Raw genomic sequence first — 22,500 nt, 5'->3', positions numbered from 1 at the left:
ACCCGAAAGACACTGAGATGACTATCCCAAGGACCGGCCCGATGAATGCCCCGACGAACTCGACCGAGCAGGCGGCCGCCGCCACGATGACCGCAGGGGAGGCCGCGCAATTCGCCGAGGTCTTCGAACGGCTCGTCTCCGGGGTCGAACGGGTGCTGCTCGGCAAGCACCACGTCATCCGGATGGCTTTCACCGCGCTGCTCAGCGGCGGTCACCTGCTGCTCGAAGACGTGCCTGGCACCGGCAAGACGAGCCTCGCCAGGGCGATCGCGCAGAGCGTCCAGGGCACCAGCAACCGGATCCAGTTCACCCCGGACCTGCTCCCCGGCGACATCACCGGTGTCAGCATCTACGACCAGCGCAACGGCGCCTTCGAATTCCACCGCGGTCCCGTGTTCGCGAACATCGTGCTCGCCGACGAGATCAACCGCGCGAGCCCGAAGACCCAGGCGGCGCTGCTCGAGGTGATGGAGGAGGAGCAGATCACCGCGGACGGTGTGACGCACCCCGTTGCCGAACCGTTCATGGTGATCGCCACCCAGAACCCGATCGAGCAGGCGGGCACCTACCGGCTGCCAGAAGCCCAGCTCGACCGGTTCATCATGAAGGCCTCGATCGGCTATCCCGACCACGCCTCGACGATCCGGATCCTCGAGGGTGCCGGACGGCGTGCGCACGCGGTCGTCATCCCCGCCGTCGTCTCTGCCGCGACGGTCGTCGAACTCGCCGCGCTCGCCAGGACGGTCCACGTCGACCCCTCGATCAACGACTACGTCTCCCGCCTGGTCGACGCGACGCGCACGACCACCGAGGTGCGCCTCGGCGCGAGCGTGCGCGGGGCGCTCGCCCTCATCCGCACAGCGAAGACCCTCGCCGCGGCCAACGGGCGGCACTACGTCATTCCCGACGACGTGAAGCAGCTCGCAGAGGCGGTCCTCGCGCACCGGCTCCTGCTCGATCCGGAGGCCGAGTTCGACGGTGTCACACCCTCGAGCATCGTTGCGCGCATCCTGATCGAGACGCCTCCGCCGGGAGACCGGCAGGCCGCGTGAGCGATCTAGGCGGCGCACGTCCGAACGGCCTCGGCGAGGACACCGCCGACGGTCGTCTCGCCGTGCTGCTCGTGCACTCGGTCCGTGCCGTCCTGGCGACCGGTGCGCTGCTGACGACGACCTGGCGGCTCGCCACTGCCGTCGTCACGGTCCTCGGCTGGAGCGTGCTCGCATCCGCCGCCGTCGCCCTCGCGACCGGCTACCTGCTCGGCTGGACCGAACTCGTGGTGCTCGGCTGGGCTGGACTCGCGCTCGTCCTGGCTTCCTTCGGCTTCCTGTTCGGGCGGACCGCGTACCAGATCCGGCTCAGGGTTCCCGTGGACCGGGTCGTCGTGGGGGAACGGGTTCCCGGTGAACTGATCGTGCGCAACCCGACCGGCCGCCGGCTGCCTGGCGTCGGGGTCGAGGTTCCCGTCGGCCTCGGCCTCGCCGAGTTCGCCATGCCCGGGCTCGCCAGGGGCGCAAGCTTCGAGGACGTCTTCATCGTCCCGACCGTGCGGCGCGGGATCATCCCGATCGGGCCGGTGCGGACGGTGCGCGCGGACCCGGTCGGCCTCGTGCGCCGGGAACTCGTCTGGGCGGAACGTGTCGATCTCTTCGTGCACCCGCGCACCCTCCCGATTCCGAGCATGAGCACAGGGTTCATCCGTGACCTCGAGGGAAACCCCACCCGTGACCTCACCAACCTCGACATGTCCTTCCATGCCCTGCGCGAATACGTGCCGGGGGATGAACGGCGCAGCATCCACTGGAAGAGCACCGCGAAGACCGGCCGCCTCATGGTGCGCCAGTACGAGGAGTCCCGGCGCAGTCACCTTCTGGTCGCACTGAGCCTCGCCGCAGACGACTACGCCGACGACGAGGAATTCGAACTCGCCGTGAGCGTCGCCGGTTCGCTCGGGGTGCGGGCGATCCGCGACGCACGCACGGTGTCCGTCGTCACGAGCACCGTTGCACCCGCCGCAGCCCGCACGGGTGCGGCCGGCCGGGACCAGGTGCAGCACCGGCCGAACCGGGCAGGCACGAAGCAGCGTCCCGCCGCCGAAAGGCTCAGCACCCTGACGATCACCCGCCTGCTCGACGACCTGTGCCGAGTGGATCGCACGGCGGACGCGTTGCCGCTCGGCGCGCTCGCCCAGTCCGCAGCGGATGCCGTCGCCGGTGTTTCCGTCGCCTTCCTCGTGTACGGCTCAACGGTGAGCCTCGCCGAGCTGCGCGCAGCGGCGACGCATTTCCCCGGCGGGGTCGAAGTCGTGGCCGTCGTCTGCGCGACAGAGTCCGTGCCGAGCCTCCGGCGCGTCGCCGAGCTCAGCGTTCTCACCATCGGCTTCCTCGAAGACCTGCAGCAGAGCCTCGCCAAGGGGGTTGCCGCGTGACCGGGAGAGTGCAGCCCCGCGCATCCGCCGCCTTCATCGTCGGGAACACGGCCGCGCTGCTGCTCGCGACGATGGTCGCGGCCGTGACTCTCTGGCCGGTCTACGGGAACCGCGAATTCGTGGTGCTCGTCGTCGTCACCGCGTTGCTCGGTTCCGGCATCGCGATCCTCGGTACGGTGTTCCGCTGGCGGGCGTGGCTGGTCTCGCTCGTCACGATCGCGGTGTATTTCCTGGTCGGCGTGCCGCTTGCGATCCCCGGCGAGGCGACCGGGGGCGTCCTGCCGACCCTCGCCGGGCTCGGGGACCTCGCCGCGGCGACCGCACTGAGCTGGAAGGAGCTCGTCACGATCGTGCTCCCGGTCGGCTCGTACCAGGCCCTGTTGGTTCCGGCCCTCATCCTCGTCCTGTCGAGCACCGTCGCCGGACTCTCGATCGCCCTCAGGGCACGGGTCGGCGAGCTCGGCGCGTTCGGTCCGATCGCGCTCTATGTCGCCGGGATCGGCCTCGGACCGACCGTCGGATTAGCGCCGATCGAGACCGGTCTCGCTCTCTTCGTCGTGCTGCTGTTCTGGCTGCTCTGGCAACGCGCGGCACGCCGGCGGGCGCTCCTCGCCCTCTCCGGTGCCCGGCAGTCCGCGCGCACCCGCGAATCGCGGGCCGGTCGCCGGCTCACCGCGGCCCGCGGGGTGCTCTCGGCCGCGCTGATCGCCGCCCTCGCGATCGGGGTCGGCACCGCGGCGGCCGTGGCCTTCCCTGTGCAGGTGCCCCGGGATGTCGTGCGGGCCCGCGTGCAGCAGCCCTTCGACCCGAATGATTACCCGAGCCCGCTGAGCGAATTCCGCAGTTACCTGCAGCCCGGGCGGTCCGATGCCGTGATGCTGTCGGTGACCGGCCTGCCGGCCGGGGGACGGCTGCGACTCGCGGCCCTCGATTCCTACAACGGAATCGTCTATTCCCTCGACGGCGCAGCGAACTTCTTCACCCGCCTGCCCGACCGGCTCGACCAGAGCGGGGTCTCCGGCGACCCGTCGTCGATCGACGTGACCATCGACGATTACGCGGGCGTCTGGGTCCCGGGTACCGGGCAACTCGAACGCATCCGCTTCAGCGGGGAGACCGGGACGGCCCGGGCCGATGCGTTCTACTACAACGACGGCACGGGGACCGCTGCCGTCCTCGGGGGACTCGCCTCCGGCGACACCTACACGGCCACCGCGGTCGTGCCACGGGTTCCCGGGTCGCTCGCGACGCTGACGCCGGGCACGGCCGCCCTCCCGGCCCTCGAAGCGCTACCCGACTCCGTCGAAGGGGCGCTCGCGGGATACGTTCGCGCCGGGGACCCGCCCGGCGTGCAATTGCAGGCCATGCTGGACGGGCTGAAGGCGAATGGTTACGTGAGTCACGGCATCGGTGAGGACGAGCCGGTGAGCCGGTCTGGCCACGGTCTGGACCGGATCAGTCAGCTTTTCACCGATGAGCCCATGCTCGGGGACGCCGAACAGTACGCCGTCGCGGCCGCGCTGTTGGCGCGGCGGCTGGGGTTCCCGGCCAGGGTCGTCATGGGATTCGCCCCCCAGGCGCTCGGAGCCGCCGACGCGTCGGAAACGCCGGTGATCGTGCACGGGGCCGACGTCTCCGCCTGGATCGAGGTCCAGACGGCAACGGAGGGCTGGGTGACGATCGACCCCATTCCCGCCGTGCGCGACGTGCCGGAGAAGCAGCCGGACCGGCCCCAGATCGTCTCGCGACCGCAGACCGTCGTGCCGCCGCTCGTCCCGAGTGTGACGGAGCAGCGGGATCCCGCCGCTCCGGAGAATGCCGCGGAGACGCCGCCGGCACCGCTGTCGCCGTTGCTGGCGCTGCTCGTCACCGTGCTGACGATCACCGGTTGGACGCTGCTCGCCGCCCTCGTCATCGCCGGCCCGTTCCTCGTCGTGATCCTCGCGAAGGCCCGTCGGCGCAGGCTCCGCCGCAGGAGGGGCTCAACGCTCGACCGGGTGCGCGGCGGCTGGCGCGAATTCGCGGACACCGCGGCGGACTTCGGCATCGATGTGCCGGTCGGCGCGACCCGCCTCGAACTGGCCGAGGCGGTCGGCGGGGAGCCGCCTGTTGCGGCGGCGGTCGCGGTGGACCGGGCTGTCTTCGCGCCCGGACGGCCGAGCGACGGCGTCGCTGACCAGATCTGGAGAATGGTCGAAGACCTGCGGTCCGCGCTCGCCGCGGGACGCACCCGCAGGGACCGGTTCCGAGCCCTCATTTCGCTGCGCTCGTTCGCTCGCTACGCTGGAAGGGCATCCGTTCCACCTGCGAATCGGGGCACGCCGAGCGGGCACCGGGTTTCCACACCCGACCGGGACCGGCGAAAGGAAGGAGTCGTTTCGTGAATTGCCTGATCTGCGGGGCACCGCTGAGCGCGGGCGCCATGTTCTGCGGTGAGTGCGGCAGTTCTACGAAGGCGACCCCGAAGACCCGCAAGCGTCACGACCCGCGTCCGAACGACACGACGATCATCCAGCCGCTGCGACCCCGCCCGACCGTTGTCTCGATTCCGGTGACCACCGCTGCGGCCGGTCCCGGCGTGCTCGGTGAGCCTGGGGCGTCCGGCCCGCCCGTCGCCGTGCCGGCACCCGAAGCCGAAGCCGAAGCCGAAGCCGAAGCCGGAGCCGAAGCCGGAGCGGAAGCCGAGATCGAATCGTCGTCGCCGTTCGCGCCGGGCCGTCGCCTGCACCCCGTTACCCCCACGCGTCCGTCCCGACAGGGCGCGCACACCCACGGTTCCCACGTCGCCCTCACCGGCGGTGGCGCCCCGACAACGGGCGGTGCCTTCGTGCTGCAGTTCAGCACAGGGGAAGACCTCGAAGTGCGCGGCACCGGCCTGATCGGACGCCGGCCGATGCCGCAACCGAGCGAGCACTTCGACCGGCTTGTGCAGATCATCGATCCGGGCATGTCGGTGTCGAAGACCCACCTCGAGTTCGGCCAACATGACGGCGAGCTCTGGGTCAGCGACCGCTTCTCCGGCAACGGCACCATCATCCGCCGCCCCGACGCGACGATGGTGCGGTGCGAGCCCGGCCGCCGCTATCTCGTGCCGCGCGGATCGCGCGTCGAGATCGGTGACCAGTACTTCCAGGTCAGCTGAGACGTCCGGCCAGTCCGGCCTCTCCGGCCTCTCCGGCCTGTCCTCGACGCTCCTCACCACCCGGGCCATCCGGTCCCCGGTGCACGGATGCGGTCGGCCGCCTGTCCTGATCTCGTTCCGGTGCTCTGCTACCCGGGTGACCGACTTCTTCCTCGCCGACGAAACGCTGTCGCTGCCCGCGTCCCCGACGGAACCCGTTCCCGCCGCGTTTCCCCTGATCGCCTCCCTGGCACCCCTCGTGGCGGCCGGCGTGATCTGGCTCGTGACCGGTTCAGCGTTCGTGCTGGTGTTCGCCGTGCTCGGCCCGGTGATCGCCGTGGCGAGCGTGGTCGACGGGCGCCGAGCCGCACGCCGCACCCGCCGCCGCGATGCCGCCGCGCACTCCGCGGCTCTCGCCGAGCTGCGGAACGCGGTCACCGAGCGCCACACCGAGCTGCGGCTGCGGCGCCGACAGGAGACCCCGTCGGCGGCACAGCTCCTCGAGACGCCGGACCGGGCATCCCGCTGGAGATCCCGGGCCGGGGGCGCAGTACCCGTGGTGCTGGGATCGGGTAGCACGGCGAGCGGTATTCGTCTCGAGGGAACCGGCTCGGAGCGGGAGCTGCGAGCCTGGGCCGCCACGCTCCTGGACGCACCCGTCACAGCGGATGCCTGTGGCGGCGTCGCGCTCGTCGGGCCCACCGCCCTCGTGCGCGCGTTCGCCCGGGCGCTGCTCGTGCAGCTCGCATTCGCCCTGGCACCCGACCGTTTTGCCCTGGAACCGGTCGTTTCGGATCAACCGGACGACGACTGGGCGTGGACAGGGGCCCTGCCGCACACGACCCGGGCGGGCGGCGTGGCAGACGCGGGTCCCGCGGAGACCGTTGGGCCCGCGGACCGCAGAGGCCCCGGGGAGGCAGCCCGGAAGGTCGTGCTGCTTCGGTTCACCGACATGCCGGTCGCAGGCAACCACGCTCCCACCGTCGAACCGCGACAGGGACACCGGCGGGTGCCGTGGCTGCTGCTGGCCACGGACCTCGTCGACGTGCCGCCCGGTTGCGCGACGGTCGTGCGTCTTCACAGTGCAACGAAGGCCGAGGTGCTCTTCCTTGCGGAATCCGAGCACCCGGGGATCCCCGGGAGCCCGGGGAGCTCCGCGGGTCAGGGGTCTCGTCGGGGGTCGTCCCAGCGCCCGGACTTCCGGCCGGAGTTCGTCACGAGGGAACAGGCGATCGGCTTCGCCCGGCTGCTCCGAGAGCGTGCGGCAACGGCGGGTCTTCTCGGTGGGCATCGTTCGCTGCCCGCCCGGGTGACGCGCGCCGAGCTGGCCGCGATCACCGGGCATCCGCTCGCCGCTGTGGCGGCGGACCGGGACGGTCTCGGGTGCGCGATCGGTATCGGCGCCGACGGGCCGGTCACGCTCGATCTCGTCGGCCAGGGTCCGCACGCCGTTGTCGGCGGCACCACCGGGAGCGGCAAGAGCGAACTGCTGGTCAGCTGGGTCAGCCAGATCGCCGCGGATCGCGCGCCGGACGAGGTCACCTTCCTGCTCATCGACTTCAAGGGCGGTGCCGCGTTCCGCCCGCTCGCTGTTCTCCCGCACTGTGTCGGGCTGGTCACCGACCTCGACGGGCACCGGGCGGAGCGCGCCCTCGCGAGCCTCGCAGCGGAGCTTCGTCACCGCGAGCGGGTGCTCGCCGCAGCGGGTGCGAGGGATCTCGCCGAATGGCGTTCGCTCGGCGGGCCGGCGTCGCCGGAGAGGCCCGCGTTGCCGCGGCTCGTGATCGTCGTCGACGAGTTCGCGACCATGCTCGCGTCGTTTCCGGAACTGCACGCGCTCTTCGTCGATATTGCGGCCAGGGGACGCTCGCTCGGTGTGCACCTCGTGCTGTGCACGCAGCGCCCCGCCGGAGTCGTACGGGACGCGCTGCTCGCCAACTGCACGCTCCGGATCTCCCTGCGCGTCAACAACGCGGCGGACAGCCAGGCGGTGCTCGGGACGGATGCCGCGGCCGCCATCGCCGCCGCCGTTCCCGGTCGCTGCCTGATCGCGCTGGGGGATGGCGGCCCAGAGGCCTGCCAGGTCGCCGTCACCTCGGGCGCGGAGATCGAGGCCCTGGCTGCGGTCGCGGGCTCAGCCAGGGACGGAGGAGTCGTGCTGCCCCGGCACCCTCGCCGACCGTGGCTCGATCCGCTCCCCGCCGTGGTGGCCCTCGCCGACCTCGAGGGGCTTCCGGACCTCGGCAGGCCCGATTCGGAGCTCCATGCGCCGGACAGGACCCCGGGCGGCGAACCGGAATTCCGCTTCGGACTGGTCGACGAGCCGGACCGGCAACGGTACGGCGTGGCCCGGTATGGTCCAGGGGACGGCAACATGTTCGTCCTCGGCGGAGCGCGCAGCGGCAAGACCTCGGTGCTCGCCGTTTTCGCGTCCCAGGCACGCGCCGCGCACTCGTGGGTCGGTTGGCCGAATCCCGACGTCGAAGCGGTCTGGGACGCCCTCACCGAGGCGCGCCGCTGGATCGACCGGGGAGGCGCGGGCCGGGTTCGCACCGCTCAGGCCGGTGCAGGCCCGGACCGCCGCGCCCGCTCGAGGCTCCTGTTCCTCGACGATTTCGATTCGGTCTGCGCCCGCTGGGAGCCCGACCACCGGCAGGCGGCGCTCGAATGCCTCGCGAGCCTGCTTCGCGACGGACTGCCGGTCGGACTGCGCGTCGTGGTCACGGCGCAACGCCTCACCGGGCCGCTTCAGAGCCTGGCGGCGCTGTGCCAGGAACACCTGTTGCTGCGCCTGCCCGACCGGGCCGAACACCTCGCCGCAGGGGGACAGGCGGCCCAGTTCGACCCAACCCTCCCTCCCGGCGGCGGACACTGGCGTGGCCGGCGCATCCAGGTGCTCGCTCCACAATCTCCTGTCCCGCACACGGCTGCATCCCCGGTCGCCGGCAGACCGGACCGCGCAGTCCCCGGCCCTGACGCGCGCCCGACCGCGACCGTACTCGCTCTCGCAGCGGGCACATCGATCATCCACGTGAGCGGGTCCCCGGCCCGCTCCGCCGCTCACCTTCGAGCGGATGCCGCGCACCCGGACGTTGTGGAGCTGACCGCCGGTGCCGGTGCCGCGAAACCGGAGGCAGTCCTGGCCCGGCATGGCGCGGCGACCGTCTTCATCGGGGATCCCGAGACCTGGCAGGCCAACTGGTCGCTCCTGGCCGCGCTTCGGGTTCATTCACCCATCGTCTTCGACGGCTGCACCCTCGCCGATTACCGCATGCTGACCCGCAGGCGGGATCTCCCGCCACCCCTGGCACCCGGCCGCGGCCATCTCTGGTCCCTGTCGCCCGAAGGCGACCTCAGCAGGGTGGCCTTCGGTGCGGCGTGATTCCGGTCGGGCCTCGGGCGCCACCCGACCAGCGCAAGCGCCCATTTCGAGTGTCAAACGACGCCGAGACCACTGATTTCGTGACAAGTGCGTTACGTAATCGATGATTTGGTCACTCAGCCGTGACTAACGGCCCGCGCTGTGCGAGTATCTAGCAACTCACCCGTCGTCGTGTGGGTGTTCGCTCGCTGAAACGCAAGGAGACCCCAGACATGATGCCGAGGCCGTTGCCCGCCGACCCGATGATCCGCCAGCTCGTCCGCCAGGCCCAGCATGCCACCCTGGGTCGTCGCACCCTGCTCGCCGGAGCGGGCGCCGGGGCCGCGGCCCTCGCCCTTGCTGCGTGCTCCACCGGTGGAGCAGCCAAGCCCTCCGCGGCCGCCGACGTCTCCGATTCAGACAAAACCATCCGCTGGGACAACTGGGCGCTCTACATCGATGTAGACGACGCCGGCAGCTACCCCACGCTTGCGGCGTTCACCGCCGAAACCGGCATCAAGGTCGCGTACACGGAAGCCGTCGACGACAACAACACCTACTACGGCAAGGTCAAGGACCAGCTCGCCCTCGGCAAAGACATCGGCGCCGATGTCGCGTGCCTCACCGACTGGATGGTGGGCCGGCTGATCCGCTTCGGTTACACCCAGGGCCTCGACCACGCGAACATCCCCAACCTGAGCAACCTGCTCCCGTCCCTCAAGGACGTCGACTTCGACCCGGGTCGCGCGATGAGCGTGCCGTGGCAGGGCGGCTTCGCCGGGATCGCCTGGAACAAGGAAAAGCTCCCCAACGGCTTCACCTCGGTCTCCGAGCTGTGGGACCCGAGCCTCAAGGGCCGCATCGGCGTCCTCTCCGAGATGCGGGACACGATGGGCCTGATCATGCTCGACCAGGGCGTCGATATCTCCGGGAAGTGGGGCGACTCCGAATTCGGCGCCGCGATCGACGAGTTCAAGAAGCAGGTCGCCAACGGCCAGGTCCGCAACATCAAGGGCAACTCCTACAAGGAAGACCTCGTCAACGAGGACACCCTCGCCGCCATCGTCTGGTCGGGCGACATCGTGCAGCTCAACGCCGAAAACGGCGACAAGTGGGGCTTCGCCGTGCCCGAGAAGGGCGGAACGCTCTGGAACGACAACTTCATCGTTCCGATCGGGTCCCCGCGCAAGAAGAACGTCGAAAAGCTGATCAACTACTACTACGAGCCAGAGGTCGCCGCAGAGGTCGCCGCGTACGTGAACTACATCACCCCCGTCGCCGGTGCGAAGGAAGCCGCGATGGCGATCGACCCCGAGCTCGCGAACAACCAGCTGATCTTCCCTGACGCCTCGACCCTCGCGAAGGCGCACGTGTTCCGCACCCTCGACGGGACAGAGGAACAGAAGTACGGCGCCGACTTCCAGTCGATCCTGCTGGGAGCCTAGGGTGGCATCCGGCACCTTCGCCGATTCGGGTGCCGACCTCGAACTGGTCGGAATCCAGAAGCGTTTCCCCGGCTTCACGGCCATCGAACACCTCGATCTCTCGATCCCGGCCGGCTCCTTCTTCGCCCTGCTCGGCCCGTCCGGCTGTGGCAAGACCACGACGCTCCGGCTCGTCGCCGGCCTCGAGGAGCCGACCGCCGGCAGCATCCTGATCGGCGGGGCGGATGTCACGCAGCAGAAGGCCTTCCAGCGCCCGGTCAACACGGTGTTCCAGAGCTATGCGCTCTTCCCGCACATGACGGTCCTCGAAAACGTCGCCTTCGGACTCCGCCGCCGGAAGATCGCCGACCCGGTCGGCAAGGCGCACGAGGCGCTCCGGCTCGTCGAGCTCGACCACCTCGCCGCGCGCAAGCCACAGCAGCTGTCCGGCGGGCAGCAGCAGCGGGTCGCCCTCGCCAGGGCGATCGTGAACAAGCCGGCACTCCTGTTGCTCGACGAACCGCTCGGGGCCCTCGACCTCAAGCTGCGCCGCCAGATGCAGCTCGAACTCAAAACCATCCAGGAGGAAGTCGGCCTCACCTTCCTGCATGTCACCCACGACCAGGAGGAGGCCATGACCATGGCCGACACCATCGCGGTGATGAACAAGGGCCGGATCGAACAGATGGGTGCGCCCGAGCTGCTCTACGAGCTGCCGAAGACGGCGTTCGTCGCGAACTTCCTCGGCCAGTCGAACCTCTTCACCGGGCCCGTCATCGGCAGCACGAGCACCTCGATCACCGTCGACATCGCCGGGCACCGGGTACTGGTCCCCGCCGACCGGGCGCACCGCCACGCCGGCGAGGTCACGATCGGCGTCCGGCCGGAGAAGATGTGGCTGCATCGCAAGGCGCCCGTCGAGGCCGCCGACCGCAATGTCATGGGTCCCGGCCGGGTGATCGACGTGTCATTCAGCGGCGTGAGCACCCAGTATCTCGTCGCCGTGCCGTACATCGGCACCCTGATCGTCTTCGCCCAGAACATGGCCTTCGGCCCGGTGGCGGATGTCGGCGACGAGGTCTGGCTCGACTGGCACGTCGAGCACGGCTTCGGCCTCGAAGACGAACCCGTTCCGGGAGCCGGGCCCCGGTTCGCCGCGGACACCGACACCCGGAGCATCGCGGCGCAGCGCCGCGAGTCCCTCGTCACGGAGCTCGAGGAGGCCTAGTGGCGTTCGCGGCCTTCGCCACCACGACTGCGCAGGCAGACCCGGCCCCGCGGCGACGCAGCCGGGTCGCCATCCTGTTGCTGTTGCCCGGCATCCTCTATCTCGTTCTGTTCTTCCTGACCCCGCTCGTCTCGCTCCTGATCACCTCGTTCCAGGCCCCTGCGGAATTCGGGGACATCGGCCAGTACACCTACGCGTTCAACTGGCAGAACTACGTCGACGTCGTCACCGATTACTGGCCGCACATCGTGCGGTCCTTCGCCTTCGCCCTCGCCGCGACGGTGCTCGCCCTGCTGTTCAGCTACCCGCTCGCGTACTTCATCGGTGTGACCGCGCGGCGCTGGCCGCTGCTGCAGAGCCTGATGCTCGTGCTCGTGATCGCCCCGTTCTTCATCAGCTTCCTGCTGCGCACCCTGGCCTGGAAGCAGCTCCTCTCCGACGAGTCCTTCGTCGTGACGAGCCTCAAGGCCGTCTCGCTGCTGGCACCGGATGCCCACCTCACCGGGACCCCGATCGCCGTCATCTTCGGGTTGACCTACAATTTCATCCCGTTCATGACACTTCCGCTCTACACGACTCTGGAGCGGCTCGACCTGCGCTACCTCGAGGCGGCGAGCGACCTGTACGCGCACCCGTTCGAGGTGTTCCGCAAGGTGACGATTCCATTGTCGATGCCAGGGATCGTCGCGGGCACCCTGCTGACCTTCATCCCCGCCGCCGGCGACTATGTCAACGCGAGTCGCGACTTCCTGGGCGGACCGGACAGCCAGATGATCGGCAACGTGATCGAGGCCAACTTCCTGGTCCTGTTGAACTACCCGGCGGCCGCGGCGCTCTCGATCATCCTGATGAGCGTGATTCTCGTGATCGTCGGAATCTACGTCAAGCGCGCGGGCACGGAGGAACTGCTGTGAAAATCTCCCTCGGCAGATGGCTGCTGCCGGTCTACTCCGCCCTCGCCCTGCTGTTCCTGATGGTTCCGATCGCCTACACGTTCGTCTTCTCGTTCAACGATTCGCTGAAGTCGAACATCACCTGGCGCGGGTTCACCTTCGACAAGTGGCTCAACGTCTGCGCCGTGCAGAACGGCGCGGTCTGCGAGGCGTTCGGAAACAGCCTCGTGATCGGCTCGGTCGCGACCGTGCTTGCGACCGTGATGGGCACCATGATCGCGATCGCCATCGTGCGCTACCGGTTCCGGTTCCGCTCGGCGACGAGTCTCCTGCTGTTCCTGCCGATGGCCACCCCCGAGGTCGTGCTCGGCGCGGGACTGGCCGCGCAGTTCCTGTCGCTCGGCGTCGCCAAGGACATGACCACGATCATCCTCGCGCACACGATGTTCTGCATCAGCTTCGTCGTCGTGACCGTCAAGGCCCGCGTCGCGAGCCTCGACCCCGCGCTCGAGGAGGCCGGGCGGGACCTCTACGGCTCGTCGACCCAGGTCTTCCTCAGGGTGACGCTCCCGCTGCTGGTCCCCGGCATCCTCGCCGCCGCCCTGCTGTCCTTTGCGCTGAGCTTCGACGACTTCATCATCACGAACTTCAACTCGGGCGCGGTGACGACCTTCCCGAAGTACATCTACATCTCAGCGGCCCGCGGCATCCCGGCCGAGGCGAACGTGATCGCCTCCGCCGTCTTCATCTTCGCGCTCGTCGTCGTCGTCACCGCGCAGGTGTCCTCCGCGGCACGGGCGAAACGGCTCGCCCGGCAGGGGTAGTGGGTGAGTCGTCAGCGGTAGCTCGCGTGAATGCGCCCGACCGGGTGGCCGCCGCCGTACACGGCGAGGCCGAGGTCGGGGAGCAGCGCCTCGACATCCGTGTGTGCGATCGCGCCGGCGTCGGCGAGCAGGTTGAGCGCCACGAGCGTCGCCGCGCGCAGGCTGCCGTCCAGGATCTTGAGGGCGACCGTCGTTCCGTTCGGGGCGGCCGCGACCATGATGCCTTCAGCGCCGCCCTTCACGAACAGGCCGAGCCGATCGATCACGAGGGTGTCCGACTTGCCGGGGCCCGCGACGACCCAGCCGTTCTGGCGAACGGCCTCGGAGAGGAAGCCGGCCTCGCGGTAGATCGCGAACGGCGAGTTCGACTTGGACGAGGCGATCCGGCCGATACCGCGCGCCAGCCCGGCGAGGGAGAGCGCGTGCACGGGCGCGCCGCAGCCGTCGACACCCGAGGCGGCCGGGCGTTCGCCGGTGAAGCGTTCGACGACATCGAGAATGCGTTTCTGCAGCGGATGCTCCGGCTCGAGATACCCGGTCAGCGGCCACTCGTTCTGCACGCACGCCACGAGCATCGCCGCGTGCTTGCCCGAGCACTCCATGTAGATGGGGGCCTGGCCGGCGCCGAGGCGCACGAGCGCGTCGCGGGTGGCGTGGTCGATCGGCCAGGCCGGCGGGCACGCGAGCGCGGTCTCCGGGATTCCGGCCCGGGAGAGCAGGCCGCGCACGAGGTCGGCGTGCCGCTGGGTGCCGGTGTGGCTCGCCGTCGCGATCGCGGCGTCCTCGCCGCGCAGGGTGACGCCGCTCGCCATCACGGCGACGGCCTGGAACGGCTTCATCGACGAGCGCGGGAAGACCGGACTCGTCACGTCGCCGAGGGAGCGGAGCACAGCGCCCTCAGCCGTGAGCACGACGGCGGAACCGGCATGCCTCGATTCGACGAAGCCGCTGCGTTCGACGACGGCGAGTTCGACGGCATCCGTCACGGCGAAGGTCTGCACGGGGTGCGGGAGCTGGGTGTGCCCGATTGTGTCCGCGAACGACACTAGAGCGCGGCGATCGCGTCGTCGATGACCGAGAGGGCATCGAGGAGCAGGACGTCGGTGACGGCAAGGCTCGGCAGGAAGCGGAGCACGTTGCCGTAGGTGCCCGCTGTCAGCAGCAGAACGCCGTGCTGGGCGGCGTATGCGGCGATCGAGTTGACCGCGGCGGCGTTGGCGACCTTGGTCGTCGCCCCAGTGCCCGGCTGCACGAGCTCGATCGCGATCATCGCGCCACGACCACGGATGTCCCCGATGATGTCGTACTTGTCCTTCAGCTTCCCGAGGCCCGCACGAAGGGTCTTCTCGATCCGCTGTCCCTCCGCGAGGAGGTTGTTCTTCTCGATGGCCTCGAAGACGGCGATCGCGGCTGCGCAGGAGACCGGGTTGCCGCCGAAGGTGCCGCCGAGGCCGCCGGTCTGGGAAGCGTCCATGATCTCGGCGCGTCCCGTGACCGCCGCGAGGGGGAAGCCGCCGGCGATGCCCTTGGCCGTCAGCACGAGGTCGGGGACCCAGCCGAAGTGCTCGCTCGCGTAGTAGGCGCCGGTGCGGGCCATGCCGCTCTGGATCTCGTCGGCGATCATGACGACGCCGTTGGCGGTGCACCACTCCTGCAGGGCGGTGAAGTACCCCTCTGCGGCGACCATGAAGCCGCCTTCGCCCTGGATCGGTTCGACCACGAGGCAGGCCAGGTCGGACGCGCCGATGACCTTGTCGAGGTAGGCGATCGTGCGTGCCGCGGCATCCGCCCCGCTGAGGCCGTCGTGATAGGGGTAGGAGCTCGGCACGTGGTAGACGTCGCTCGCGAGCGGGCCGTAGCCGGTCGCATACGGCATGGCCTTGTAGTTCATCGCCATCGTGAGCACGGTGCGGCCGTGGTACGCGTGGTCGAGCACGGCGACGGCCCGGCGGCCGGTGAACTTGCGGGCGATCTTCACGCCGTTCTCCACGGCTTCTGCACCCGAGTTGATCAGCACCGACTTCTTGGCGAAATCACCAGGGGTGTGCTCGGCGAGGAGCTCGCAGACGCGCACGTATTCCTCGTACGGCGTGACCGTGAAGAGGGTGTGGATGAAGTCCTCTGCCTGCCCGACCGCGGCGGCGACGACGCTCGCCTCGGTGTGGCCGATCGTCGTGACGCCGATGCCGGCGCCGAGGTCGATGAACTGGTTGCCGTCGACGTCGACGACGATGGCACCGTGGGCCTTCACGATGTACACCGGGAGAGCGGAGCCGACGCCGCCGGACACCGTCGCGAGGCGGCGCTTCTGCAGTTCGACCGAACGCGGGCCCGGGACGGCCGTGACGATGCGTCGCTCCTGCGTGACCGAGGGAGCAGTGGACGTGGGGGTCGAGGGCGTCAGCGTGTCAGTCATGATGCGTCCAGTTTACCCAGTGTCGTTTCCCGGTTGGGGTAGCGCCCTGAGAGAATCGGGGAATGAAAATCGAGCACCACTACGACGTGCGGGTGGCCTGGACGGGCAACCGCGGAACGGGAACGAGCGACTACCGGGCGTACGGTCGCGACCATGTGGTTTCGGCGGAGGGCAAGCATCCGCTCGAGGGGTCGTCTGACCGAACGTTCCACGGTGATGCCGACCGCTGGAACCCCGAGGAACTACTGCTCGCGGCCCTGAGCCAGTGCCACATGCTGTCCTACCTGCACGTGGCCGCGCGGAACGGTGTCGTCGTGGTCGGCTACACCGACGACGCGACCGGCACGATGGTACAGACGAGGGATGGCGGCGGTCACTTCACCGAGGCTATGCTGCGTCCGCGGGTCACCGTGGCCGATCCCGGCCAGGTGGAGCTCGCGCACTCGCTGCACGCCGAGGCGGCCCGGGAGTGCTTCATCGCAGCTTCCGTGAACTTCCCGGTGCGCCACGAACCCGAAACCGTCGCCGTTCCCTGACCCTCGGGCCAGGGAACGGGCGAGGTTCACACGCCGGAGAGGGCGCGGAGGGTTTCCTCGATGACGGATGCCGCGTCGTCGATGAGTTCCTCGGAGATGACGACGGAGGGCATGATCCGCAGCACGGAGTCCCAGCTGCCGGCATCGAGCACGATCACGCCGTGCGAGGTCGCGTGCTTGAGGATCGCGGTGAGCGCCTCGGGGTACGGCGTGGTCGTTCCGGGGTGCACCAGCTCGACGCCGAACATGGCGCCCTTGCCGCGTACCTCGCCGACGACGGAGAACTTCTCGGCCCAGTCGCCGATGCGGGCCCAGAGGGCCTTCTCGACGCGCCTGGCTTCGCCGAGCAGGTCGTCGCGTTCGATGATCTCGAGCACCTTGAGCGCTGCCGCGGTCGAAACCGGGTTGCCGCCGAAGGTTCCGCCGATGCCGCCGGGCTGGACGGCATCCATGATGTCGGCGCGACCGGTGACGGCGGCGAGCGGGAAGCCGCCCGCGATGCCCTTTGCCGTGGTGACGAGGTCAGGGACGACGCCGTGGTGCTCGATCGCGTACCAGACGCCGGTGCGGGCGATGCCGGCCTGGATCTCGTCGGAGACGAAGACGATGCCGTTCTCGGTGCAGAACTCGCTGATCCGCTTGAAGTAGCCGGGGGCGGGGATGACGATGCCGCCATCGCCCTGGATCGGCTCGACGAAGAACGCCGCGATCTCGGTGGCGCCGATGTGGGTCGTGATGTAGTCGATCGTCTTCTCGGCGGCTTCCTCGCCGGTCAGGCCGTCGCGGTACGGGTAGCTCGTCGGGACGCTGTAGATCTCGCCGGGGAACGGGCCCATGCCGGCGCGTTCCGGCCAGGGCCGGTACGTCATCGTCATGGTCAGGTTGGTGCGGCCGTGGAAGGCATGGTCGAGCGCGACGATGGCGCGGCGCCCGGTGAACTTGCGGGCGATCTTGACCGCGTTCTCGACGGCCTCGGCACCGGTGTTGACCAGGATCGACTTCTTCGGGAAGTCACCGGGGGTGATCTCGGCGAGCTTCTCGGCGACGGCGACGTAGTTCTCGTACGGCGTGACGGTGAAGAGGGTGTGGGTCAGCTTCGCGGCCTGCGCGGCAGCGGCCTCCGCGACCTCGGCGTTCGCGTGCCCGATCGTGGTGACTCCGATGCCGCAGCCCATGTCGATGATCTGGTTGCCGTCGACGTCGACGAGGATCGCGCCGGCTCCGTGGTCCATGTAGATGTTGACGAGCGTGCCGGCTCCGCGGGACACCGAGTTGACCCGGCGTTCCTGCAGTTCAATGGACTTGGGGCCCGGCAGGGCGGTGACGAGTTTACGTTTTTGGGGGACCGAGTACGAAGCAGACATGGGTCCAGCTTAGTTTGCAGCGATTTCCCCGGTGTTTCCGCGCGCCGGTAGCTGCTGAACCCGGCTAGACGCGTTCTCGCGGGAAGACCTTGTCTGCGAGCCCGTGCAGCCCGGGGCGGGGTGATTCGTTGTACCGCCCGGCGAGCTCCTGGCCGGAGAGCTGGTGGATCGCGGCCATGATCTCGTCGGTGGCCTGGCGCCTGGCCCGGCCTGAGGTCGCGGGCCCGTGGCGGCTCACGTCGATCGGTTCGCCGAAGTTCACGGTGATCTTCCGCACCCGCGGGATCCTGGTGCCGACGGGCTGGATCTCCTGGGTGCCGATCAGGCCGACCGGCACGACGACGGCACCCGTCGTGAGGGCGAGCCAGGCGACGCCGGTGCGCCCCTTGTAGAGCCGTCCGTCGAGGGAGCGGGTGCCCTCTGGGTAGATGGCGAAGGCGCTGTCCGACTCGAGGATGCTGCGGCCCGCGTCGAGCGCGTCCTGTGCGGCCTGGCCCGCGCCGCGTTCGATCCCGACAGCACCGATCGACTCGAACCAAGTTCGGGTGAGATAGCCCTTGATTCCCGTCCCGGTGAAGTACGTCGACTTCGCAAGGTACTGCACCCGACGCGGCGTCACGAGCGGGATGACCATGCTGTCGATGAAGGAGAGGTGGTTGCTCGCGATGATGACCCGGCCGGAGCGGGGGATGTTCTCGGTCCCCGTGATGACGGGCCGGAAGATGATCCGGGCGATCGGCGCCATGACGCCGTAACTCAGGTAGTAGACGAATCCGGGACGACGGGTTCTGGGGAGATCCGAGGCGGTCTCCGCGACCTCGTCGGGCTCCTGGATAAGGGGTTCCTGGGGTTCGTCCTTGGCTCCGGTCACTGCTCGACCCTACCGCCGTGACACCCGGTACCACGAAAGCTAGCATGAGGGAATGCGCAGACGAGTAGTAATTCTCGGGTCCACCGGCTCGATCGGAACCCAGGCCCTCGATGTGATCCGGGCGAATCCCACCCGGTTCGAAGTGGTCGGACTCTCGGCAGGCGCCAACCGGGAGATGCTCGCGCAACAGGCCGAGGAATTCCAGGTCGACGACACCGCGCTCGGCGCCGACGAATCCGAACAGCTCGTGACGGATGTCGACGCCGACGTCGTGCTCAACGGCATCACGGGCTCCGTGGGGCTCGGTCCGACCCTCGCGGCGCTCAGGGCCGGGCGCACCCTCGCCCTCGCGAACAAGGAATCCCTCATCGTGGGCGGCGACCTCGTCACGGCGCTCGCCGCACCCGGGCAGATCGTGCCGGTCGACTCTGAGCATTCCGCGATCGCGCAGGCGTTGCGCTCGGGGACGGCACGTGAGGTGTCCCGGCTCGTGCTGACGGCATCCGGTGGCCCGTTCCGGGGCCGCACCCGCGAGGAGATGCGGGCCGTCACCCCCGCCCAGGCGCTCGCGCACCCGACCTGGGACATGGGGCTCGTCGTCACGACGAACTCGTCGACCCTCGTGAACAAGGGCCTCGAGATCATCGAGGCTCACCTGCTTTTCGATGTCGCCTACGAAGACATTGACGTCGCCGTGCACCCGCAGTCGATCGTGCACTCGATGGTCGAGTTCATCGACGGCTCGACGATCGCCCAGGCCTCGCCGCCCGACATGCGCCTGCCGATCTCGCTCGGCCTCGACTGGCCGAACCGGGTCGCCGCCGTCGGTGTTCCCCTCGATTGGACGAAGCCGCAGACCTGGACCTTCGAACCGCTCGACACCGTTGCGTTCCCGGCCGTCGCGCTCGCGAAGCAGGTCGGCCGTGCCGGTGGCACATACCCGGCCGTGTTCAACGCGGCCAATGAGCAGGCCGTCGCCGCGTTCCACGCCGGCAGGATCGGATTCCTCGACATCGTGGACACCATCCAGCGGGTCGTCGAGACCCACGAGCAGGACGGCCCGCTCACCCGGGAGTCCCTCGCGGCAGCAGAGACCTGGGCGCGCGCCGCCGCAGACAAGCTCCTCGCCCGATCTGCATAACCCCCGGCGGCCCGGGGTCAGGCGCGGTAGCTGTCCGCCGTCGTGGTGAGCGCGTCGAGCCACGGGGTGGCGACGACGCCGAGCTCGCGTTCGGTCTCCGCAGAGTCGATGATGAACGGCGACGTGAACTGGTAGCTCGAGGCGTAGACCTCACGCATCAGGGGGTTGGCCAGGCCGATGCTGCGCAGCACCCACTGTGGGTAGCCGGAGACCGAGCCCGCGCAGTCGTAGCGTTCGTTCAGCTCGGCCGCGATCTCCACGCGGCTGGCCGACGCACTCGGCACGTGCCAGATCCGGCCCCAGTCCCCGGCGTAGTCCGCGGCGGCGATCAGGGTCGAAACGATGTCGGGCAGGTAGCTCCAGCTGTGCGGGAGCTCGGGCCTGCCCACGACGCGCGCGGTCTTCGAAGCCAGGATCGCGGTGAAGAAGTCCGTGCCGAGGTGCGCGGTACCGGTCGCTCCCGGCCCGAAGTAGTCGCTCGCGCGCACCTCGACCGCCCGGATCTGCCCGGCCTCGTGCGCCGCACGCACCCGGCGCCACCCCTCCCTGCGAACCAGGCCCTTGCGCTCGGTCGTCGTCTCCGGCGTGTGCTCGGTCATCGCGCCGCGCGGTGTGCCGTAGGGGTAGAGGTTCCCCATCACAACGAGGGAGGCGCCACTCGCCGCGGCGGCTGTGATCGCCGCGCCGATGATCGGCGGCCACTGCGCGGCCCAGTCCGTGTATGGCGGGTTCGTGCAGAGGAAGATCGTCGAGGCCCCTGCCGCCGCGGCGGAGAAAGCGTCCGGGTCGCTCGCGTCGAGTACCAGCGGGGTCGCGCCGGCCGCTGCTGAGCCTGAGCGCGTCGCGATCGTGACGGTGTCCCCGCGCGCCGCGAGCCGTTCGGCGACGGGACGGCCGATCAGGCCGGCCCCGACTACAAGATGGTGAGTCATATGTCCTTCCGGCCCATGACGAGGGTCACCCGTCGCAGTTGTCCTTTTTCGGATTGCACTTGTCCTTCTTACCGTTGCCCTTGTCGTTGCCGCTGTCAACGGAAGGAGCCGGGACCGGGACGGCGGACGGAGGAGCGGAACTGAGCCTGGCCGCCTCCTCGAGCGCGGCGAGGTCTGCGGTCACACTGTCGATCGCAGCCTGGATCTCTGTCGCGCGGGTCCCCGTGACCTGGCCGGTCGCGGCCGCCGTGAGCAGGTCGGCCTGCACGGCGTCGAGGGCGGCAGAGGCGCCCGGGTAGTCGCCTGCCGCAGCGGCCTCCGTCACCGAGAGCACGCCGGACTGCAACTGGGTCGCCGTCGACGGCTGAACGGGGGAGCTGTCGGAGGCGCACCCCGTGAGGGCGGCGGCCACGAGCAGTGCGCCGCCCACGAGCGCGGCGAGGCGGCCGCGGATGCCGTTGGTACCGGTCCTGGTGCGCATGCCGATGCTCACGGTGCCACGCTTTCCTGGAGCTGTCGCAGGTGGTCGCCGAGGGTTCCGGCGACGTCGGGGTACGCCGTGGTGCTCGTGGACGGACCGGCCGGGGCATCCGCCTGCGCAGCGGGGCGCAGCGTGAAGCCGAGCACGACGATCGTGATCAGGGCGACCGCAGCGACGGCGAGCACGGCGAGACCGGTCCTGCCTGTGAGCACGCGAGGCCAGGCCGTCGACCGGGGTGGGCGAGCGGATGCGGCCGGCGCCCCGGCCGCCTGTCGTGGCTCCCCAGCACCGAAGGAAACCGTCTCGGCAGTGGACCCGGCACTGGCGAAGACGGTGGACTCGCCGGGAAGGACCCGGGTCGGGGTATCCGCCGGCGCGAAGGCGCGTGTCGCCGCATAGGCCGCCGTCGGGTCCAGCGCCTGCGTCGGGGCATCCGCCGCCGGAAGGACGCTCGTCGGGGTGTACGCCTCCGTCGTCGCGCCGGCATCGGGTGACACTGTCGCCTCCGTTATTCCCGCGATGGTTTCCGCCGCCGCCTCGGACTGTGCCAGCAGTCGCAGCCGCTGCGCGGCATCCGCCGGTCTGAGCCGTTCGTCCGGTTCGCGGCGGGTCATGCCGCCGAGCACTTCTGCCCAGGCCGGACCGAAGGCCGGGGAGATCTCCGGGTCGCGCTGCAACCGCGCCATCGCGGACTCGATCGCCGTTCCCGGGTATGCCCGCTCGCCGGTGAGGCATTCGAGCAGCACGAGACCGAGTGAGTAGACGTCGCTCGGCGCTCCGATCGTCGTGCCGAGCGCCTGTTCGGGGCTGAGATAGCCGGCCGTGCCGAGGAAGGTGCCGGTCGCCGTGAGGCGGGTCGCGTCGACGAGGCGGGCGATGCCGAAGTCGGCGAGCTTGGCGTGCGACGCGCGTCCGGGGAACCCGGAGGCGGCGAGCAGCACGTTCGCCGGCTTGATGTCGCGGTGGATGATCCCGCGTTCGTGCACGTAGTGCAGCGCTTCGGCGAGGTCGGCGCCGAGCGTTGCGACCTCCGAGCGCGGCATCGGGCCGGCGGCGATCCTCGTTCGGAGGTCGGTTCCGTCGACGAGCTCCATCACGATGAAGGTGCGCGCGGTCCCGTCGACGACCGCGGTGCCTGCGTCGAAGAGCGTGACGAGGGCGAAGTGGTTGAGGCTCGCCAGCACGGCGACTTCGCCGCTCTGCCGTTCCGAACCCGCGTCGTCCGTCGTGTCGAGCCGGAAGAGCTTGACCGCGACGGTGCGTCCGAGGGCGAGGTCGGTCGCCTCATAGACGACGGCCATCCCGCCGACGCCGATCAGGCGGTCGATCCGGAAGCGGTCAGCGAGGCTGACGCCGATGAGGCCGTCAACGGGGCGGGGACCGCCGGAGGAAAGCGAAGGCAGGGGAAACTCCATTCGGGTTCGGTACCCCCCAAGCAAACCACACCCCGCATAGCGAACCGCCAGCGGCCTGTCAGCTT

General features: G+C 69.7%; 18 protein-coding genes. 11 read left to right on the top strand and 7 right to left on the bottom strand.

Features of this window, described 5'->3' with window-relative positions:
• Positions 1–41: 41 nt before the first annotated feature.
• The 9 genes from RHM57_RS11785 (at position 42) to RHM57_RS11745 (ending at position 13,279) form a co-directional block, all read left to right on the top strand.
• Positions 42–1,052, top strand: a complete 1,011-nt coding sequence (locus RHM57_RS11785) for an AAA family ATPase (RefSeq protein WP_241975398.1) — start codon at positions 42–44, stop codon at positions 1,050–1,052.
• Positions 1,049–2,428 carry a DUF58 domain-containing protein gene (locus tag RHM57_RS11780; RefSeq protein ID WP_322188204.1) on the top strand — a complete coding sequence of 460 codons (1,380 nt, stop codon included), beginning with the start codon at positions 1,049–1,051 and terminating at the stop codon, positions 2,426–2,428. The genes RHM57_RS11785 and RHM57_RS11780 overlap by 4 nt, the downstream gene beginning before the upstream one ends.
• Complete coding sequence (locus RHM57_RS11775; protein WP_322188202.1) at positions 2,425–4,812, top strand: transglutaminase domain-containing protein; 2,388 nt, start codon at positions 2,425–2,427, stop codon at positions 4,810–4,812. Before RHM57_RS11780 ends, RHM57_RS11775 begins: the two co-directional genes overlap by 4 nt.
• A complete protein-coding gene (locus RHM57_RS11770) occupies positions 4,809–5,570 on the top strand; it encodes an FHA domain-containing protein (RefSeq protein ID WP_322188200.1) in 762 nt (253 codons plus the stop codon). The genes RHM57_RS11775 and RHM57_RS11770 overlap by 4 nt, the downstream gene beginning before the upstream one ends.
• Complete coding sequence (locus RHM57_RS11765) at positions 5,545–8,931, top strand: FtsK/SpoIIIE domain-containing protein (RefSeq protein ID WP_322188198.1); 3,387 nt, start codon at positions 5,545–5,547, stop codon at positions 8,929–8,931. The genes RHM57_RS11770 and RHM57_RS11765 overlap by 26 nt, the downstream gene beginning before the upstream one ends.
• A gap of 212 nt (positions 8,932–9,143) precedes the next feature.
• Complete coding sequence (locus tag RHM57_RS11760; protein WP_134445876.1) at positions 9,144–10,355, top strand: ABC transporter substrate-binding protein; 1,212 nt, start codon at positions 9,144–9,146, stop codon at positions 10,353–10,355.
• A gap of 1 nt (position 10,356) precedes the next feature.
• On the top strand, positions 10,357–11,562 hold the full coding sequence (locus tag RHM57_RS11755; RefSeq protein WP_134445875.1) for an ABC transporter ATP-binding protein: 1,206 nt from the start codon (positions 10,357–10,359) through the stop codon (positions 11,560–11,562).
• Positions 11,562–12,476: an ABC transporter permease gene (locus RHM57_RS11750; protein WP_134445874.1), complete on the top strand. Its 915-nt coding sequence runs from the start codon at positions 11,562–11,564 to the stop codon at positions 12,474–12,476. Before RHM57_RS11755 ends, RHM57_RS11750 begins: the two co-directional genes overlap by 1 nt.
• Positions 12,473–13,279 carry an ABC transporter permease gene (locus tag RHM57_RS11745; RefSeq protein ID WP_174774623.1) on the top strand — a complete coding sequence of 269 codons (807 nt, stop codon included), beginning with the start codon at positions 12,473–12,475 and terminating at the stop codon, positions 13,277–13,279. The genes RHM57_RS11750 and RHM57_RS11745 overlap by 4 nt, the downstream gene beginning before the upstream one ends.
• 11 nt (positions 13,280–13,290) lie before the next feature.
• On the opposite strand, the gene RHM57_RS11740 is transcribed toward RHM57_RS11745, so the two are convergent.
• Both RHM57_RS11740 and gabT read right to left on the bottom strand, forming a co-directional pair.
• Positions 13,291–14,325 (bottom strand): asparaginase, encoded by a 1,035-nt coding sequence (locus RHM57_RS11740; protein WP_241975397.1) that lies wholly within the window; start codon positions 14,323–14,325, stop codon positions 13,291–13,293.
• Complete coding sequence (gabT, locus tag RHM57_RS11735; protein WP_134564176.1) at positions 14,325–15,695, bottom strand: 4-aminobutyrate--2-oxoglutarate transaminase; 1,371 nt, start codon at positions 15,693–15,695, stop codon at positions 14,325–14,327. The genes RHM57_RS11740 and gabT overlap by 1 nt, the downstream gene beginning before the upstream one ends.
• Before the next feature lie 62 nt (positions 15,696–15,757).
• Here gabT and RHM57_RS11730 point away from each other — a divergent pair, with 62 nt between their 5' ends.
• Entirely contained in the window at positions 15,758–16,231 is a 474-nt protein-coding gene (locus RHM57_RS11730; protein WP_134445872.1) for an OsmC family protein, read from the top strand.
• A gap of 26 nt (positions 16,232–16,257) precedes the next feature.
• Here the strand turns inward: RHM57_RS11730 and RHM57_RS11725 are convergent, their stop codons facing one another.
• Entirely contained in the window at positions 16,258–17,595 is a 1,338-nt protein-coding gene (locus tag RHM57_RS11725; RefSeq protein WP_134445871.1) for an aminotransferase class III-fold pyridoxal phosphate-dependent enzyme, read from the bottom strand.
• A 64-nt stretch (positions 17,596–17,659) separates the two neighbouring features.
• Positions 17,660–18,466 (bottom strand): lysophospholipid acyltransferase family protein, encoded by an 807-nt coding sequence (locus RHM57_RS11720; RefSeq protein WP_370294610.1) that lies wholly within the window; start codon positions 18,464–18,466, stop codon positions 17,660–17,662.
• A gap of 52 nt (positions 18,467–18,518) precedes the next feature.
• Between RHM57_RS11720 and dxr the strand changes: the two genes are divergently transcribed.
• Complete coding sequence (dxr, locus tag RHM57_RS11715) at positions 18,519–19,607, top strand: 1-deoxy-D-xylulose-5-phosphate reductoisomerase (protein WP_134445870.1); 1,089 nt, start codon at positions 18,519–18,521, stop codon at positions 19,605–19,607.
• Between the two features lie 17 nt (positions 19,608–19,624).
• Here dxr and RHM57_RS11710 read toward each other — a convergent pair whose 3' ends face one another.
• The 3 genes from RHM57_RS11710 to RHM57_RS11700 are packed head-to-tail and all read right to left on the bottom strand — an operon-like array spanning position 19,625 to position 22,435.
• On the bottom strand, positions 19,625–20,539 hold the full coding sequence (locus RHM57_RS11710; RefSeq protein ID WP_134445869.1) for an NAD-dependent epimerase/dehydratase family protein: 915 nt from the start codon (positions 20,537–20,539) through the stop codon (positions 19,625–19,627).
• Positions 20,540–20,564: 25 nt separating this feature from the next.
• Positions 20,565–21,032: a hypothetical protein gene (locus RHM57_RS11705; protein WP_322188194.1), complete on the bottom strand. Its 468-nt coding sequence runs from the start codon at positions 21,030–21,032 to the stop codon at positions 20,565–20,567.
• Positions 21,029–22,435 (bottom strand): serine/threonine-protein kinase, encoded by a 1,407-nt coding sequence (locus tag RHM57_RS11700; protein WP_322188192.1) that lies wholly within the window; start codon positions 22,433–22,435, stop codon positions 21,029–21,031. The genes RHM57_RS11705 and RHM57_RS11700 overlap by 4 nt, the downstream gene beginning before the upstream one ends.
• Between the last annotated feature and the right edge of the window lie 65 nt (positions 22,436–22,500).

The organism is Cryobacterium sp. 10S3, from assembly GCF_034344045.1.
GTDB classification, from domain to species: Bacteria; Actinomycetota; Actinomycetes; order Actinomycetales; family Microbacteriaceae; genus Cryobacterium; species Cryobacterium glucosi.
Note: the sequence above shows the minus strand (reverse complement) of the source record. Positions and strands in the feature narration are given on the sequence as shown.

Bases quoted from the DNA above. Each gene is read 5' to 3' on its own strand.
- RHM57_RS11785 (WP_241975398.1), top strand. From the start codon at position 42: ATGAATGCCCCGACGAACTCGACCGAGCAGGCGGCCGCCGCCACGATG.
- RHM57_RS11760 (WP_134445876.1), top strand. From the start codon at position 9,144: ATGATGCCGAGGCCGTTGCCCGCCGACCCGATGATCCGCCAGCTCGTC.
- gabT (WP_134564176.1), bottom strand. From the start codon at position 15,695: ATGACTGACACGCTGACGCCCTCGACCCCCACGTCCACTGCTCCCTCG.
- RHM57_RS11730 (WP_134445872.1), top strand. From the start codon at position 15,758: ATGAAAATCGAGCACCACTACGACGTGCGGGTGGCCTGGACGGGCAAC.
- RHM57_RS11725 (WP_134445871.1), bottom strand. From the start codon at position 17,595: ATGTCTGCTTCGTACTCGGTCCCCCAAAAACGTAAACTCGTCACCGCC.
- dxr (WP_134445870.1), top strand. From the start codon at position 18,519: ATGCGCAGACGAGTAGTAATTCTCGGGTCCACCGGCTCGATCGGAACC.
- RHM57_RS11710 (WP_134445869.1), bottom strand. From the start codon at position 20,539: ATGACTCACCATCTTGTAGTCGGGGCCGGCCTGATCGGCCGTCCCGTC.
- RHM57_RS11700 (WP_322188192.1), bottom strand. From the start codon at position 22,435: ATGGAGTTTCCCCTGCCTTCGCTTTCCTCCGGCGGTCCCCGCCCCGTT.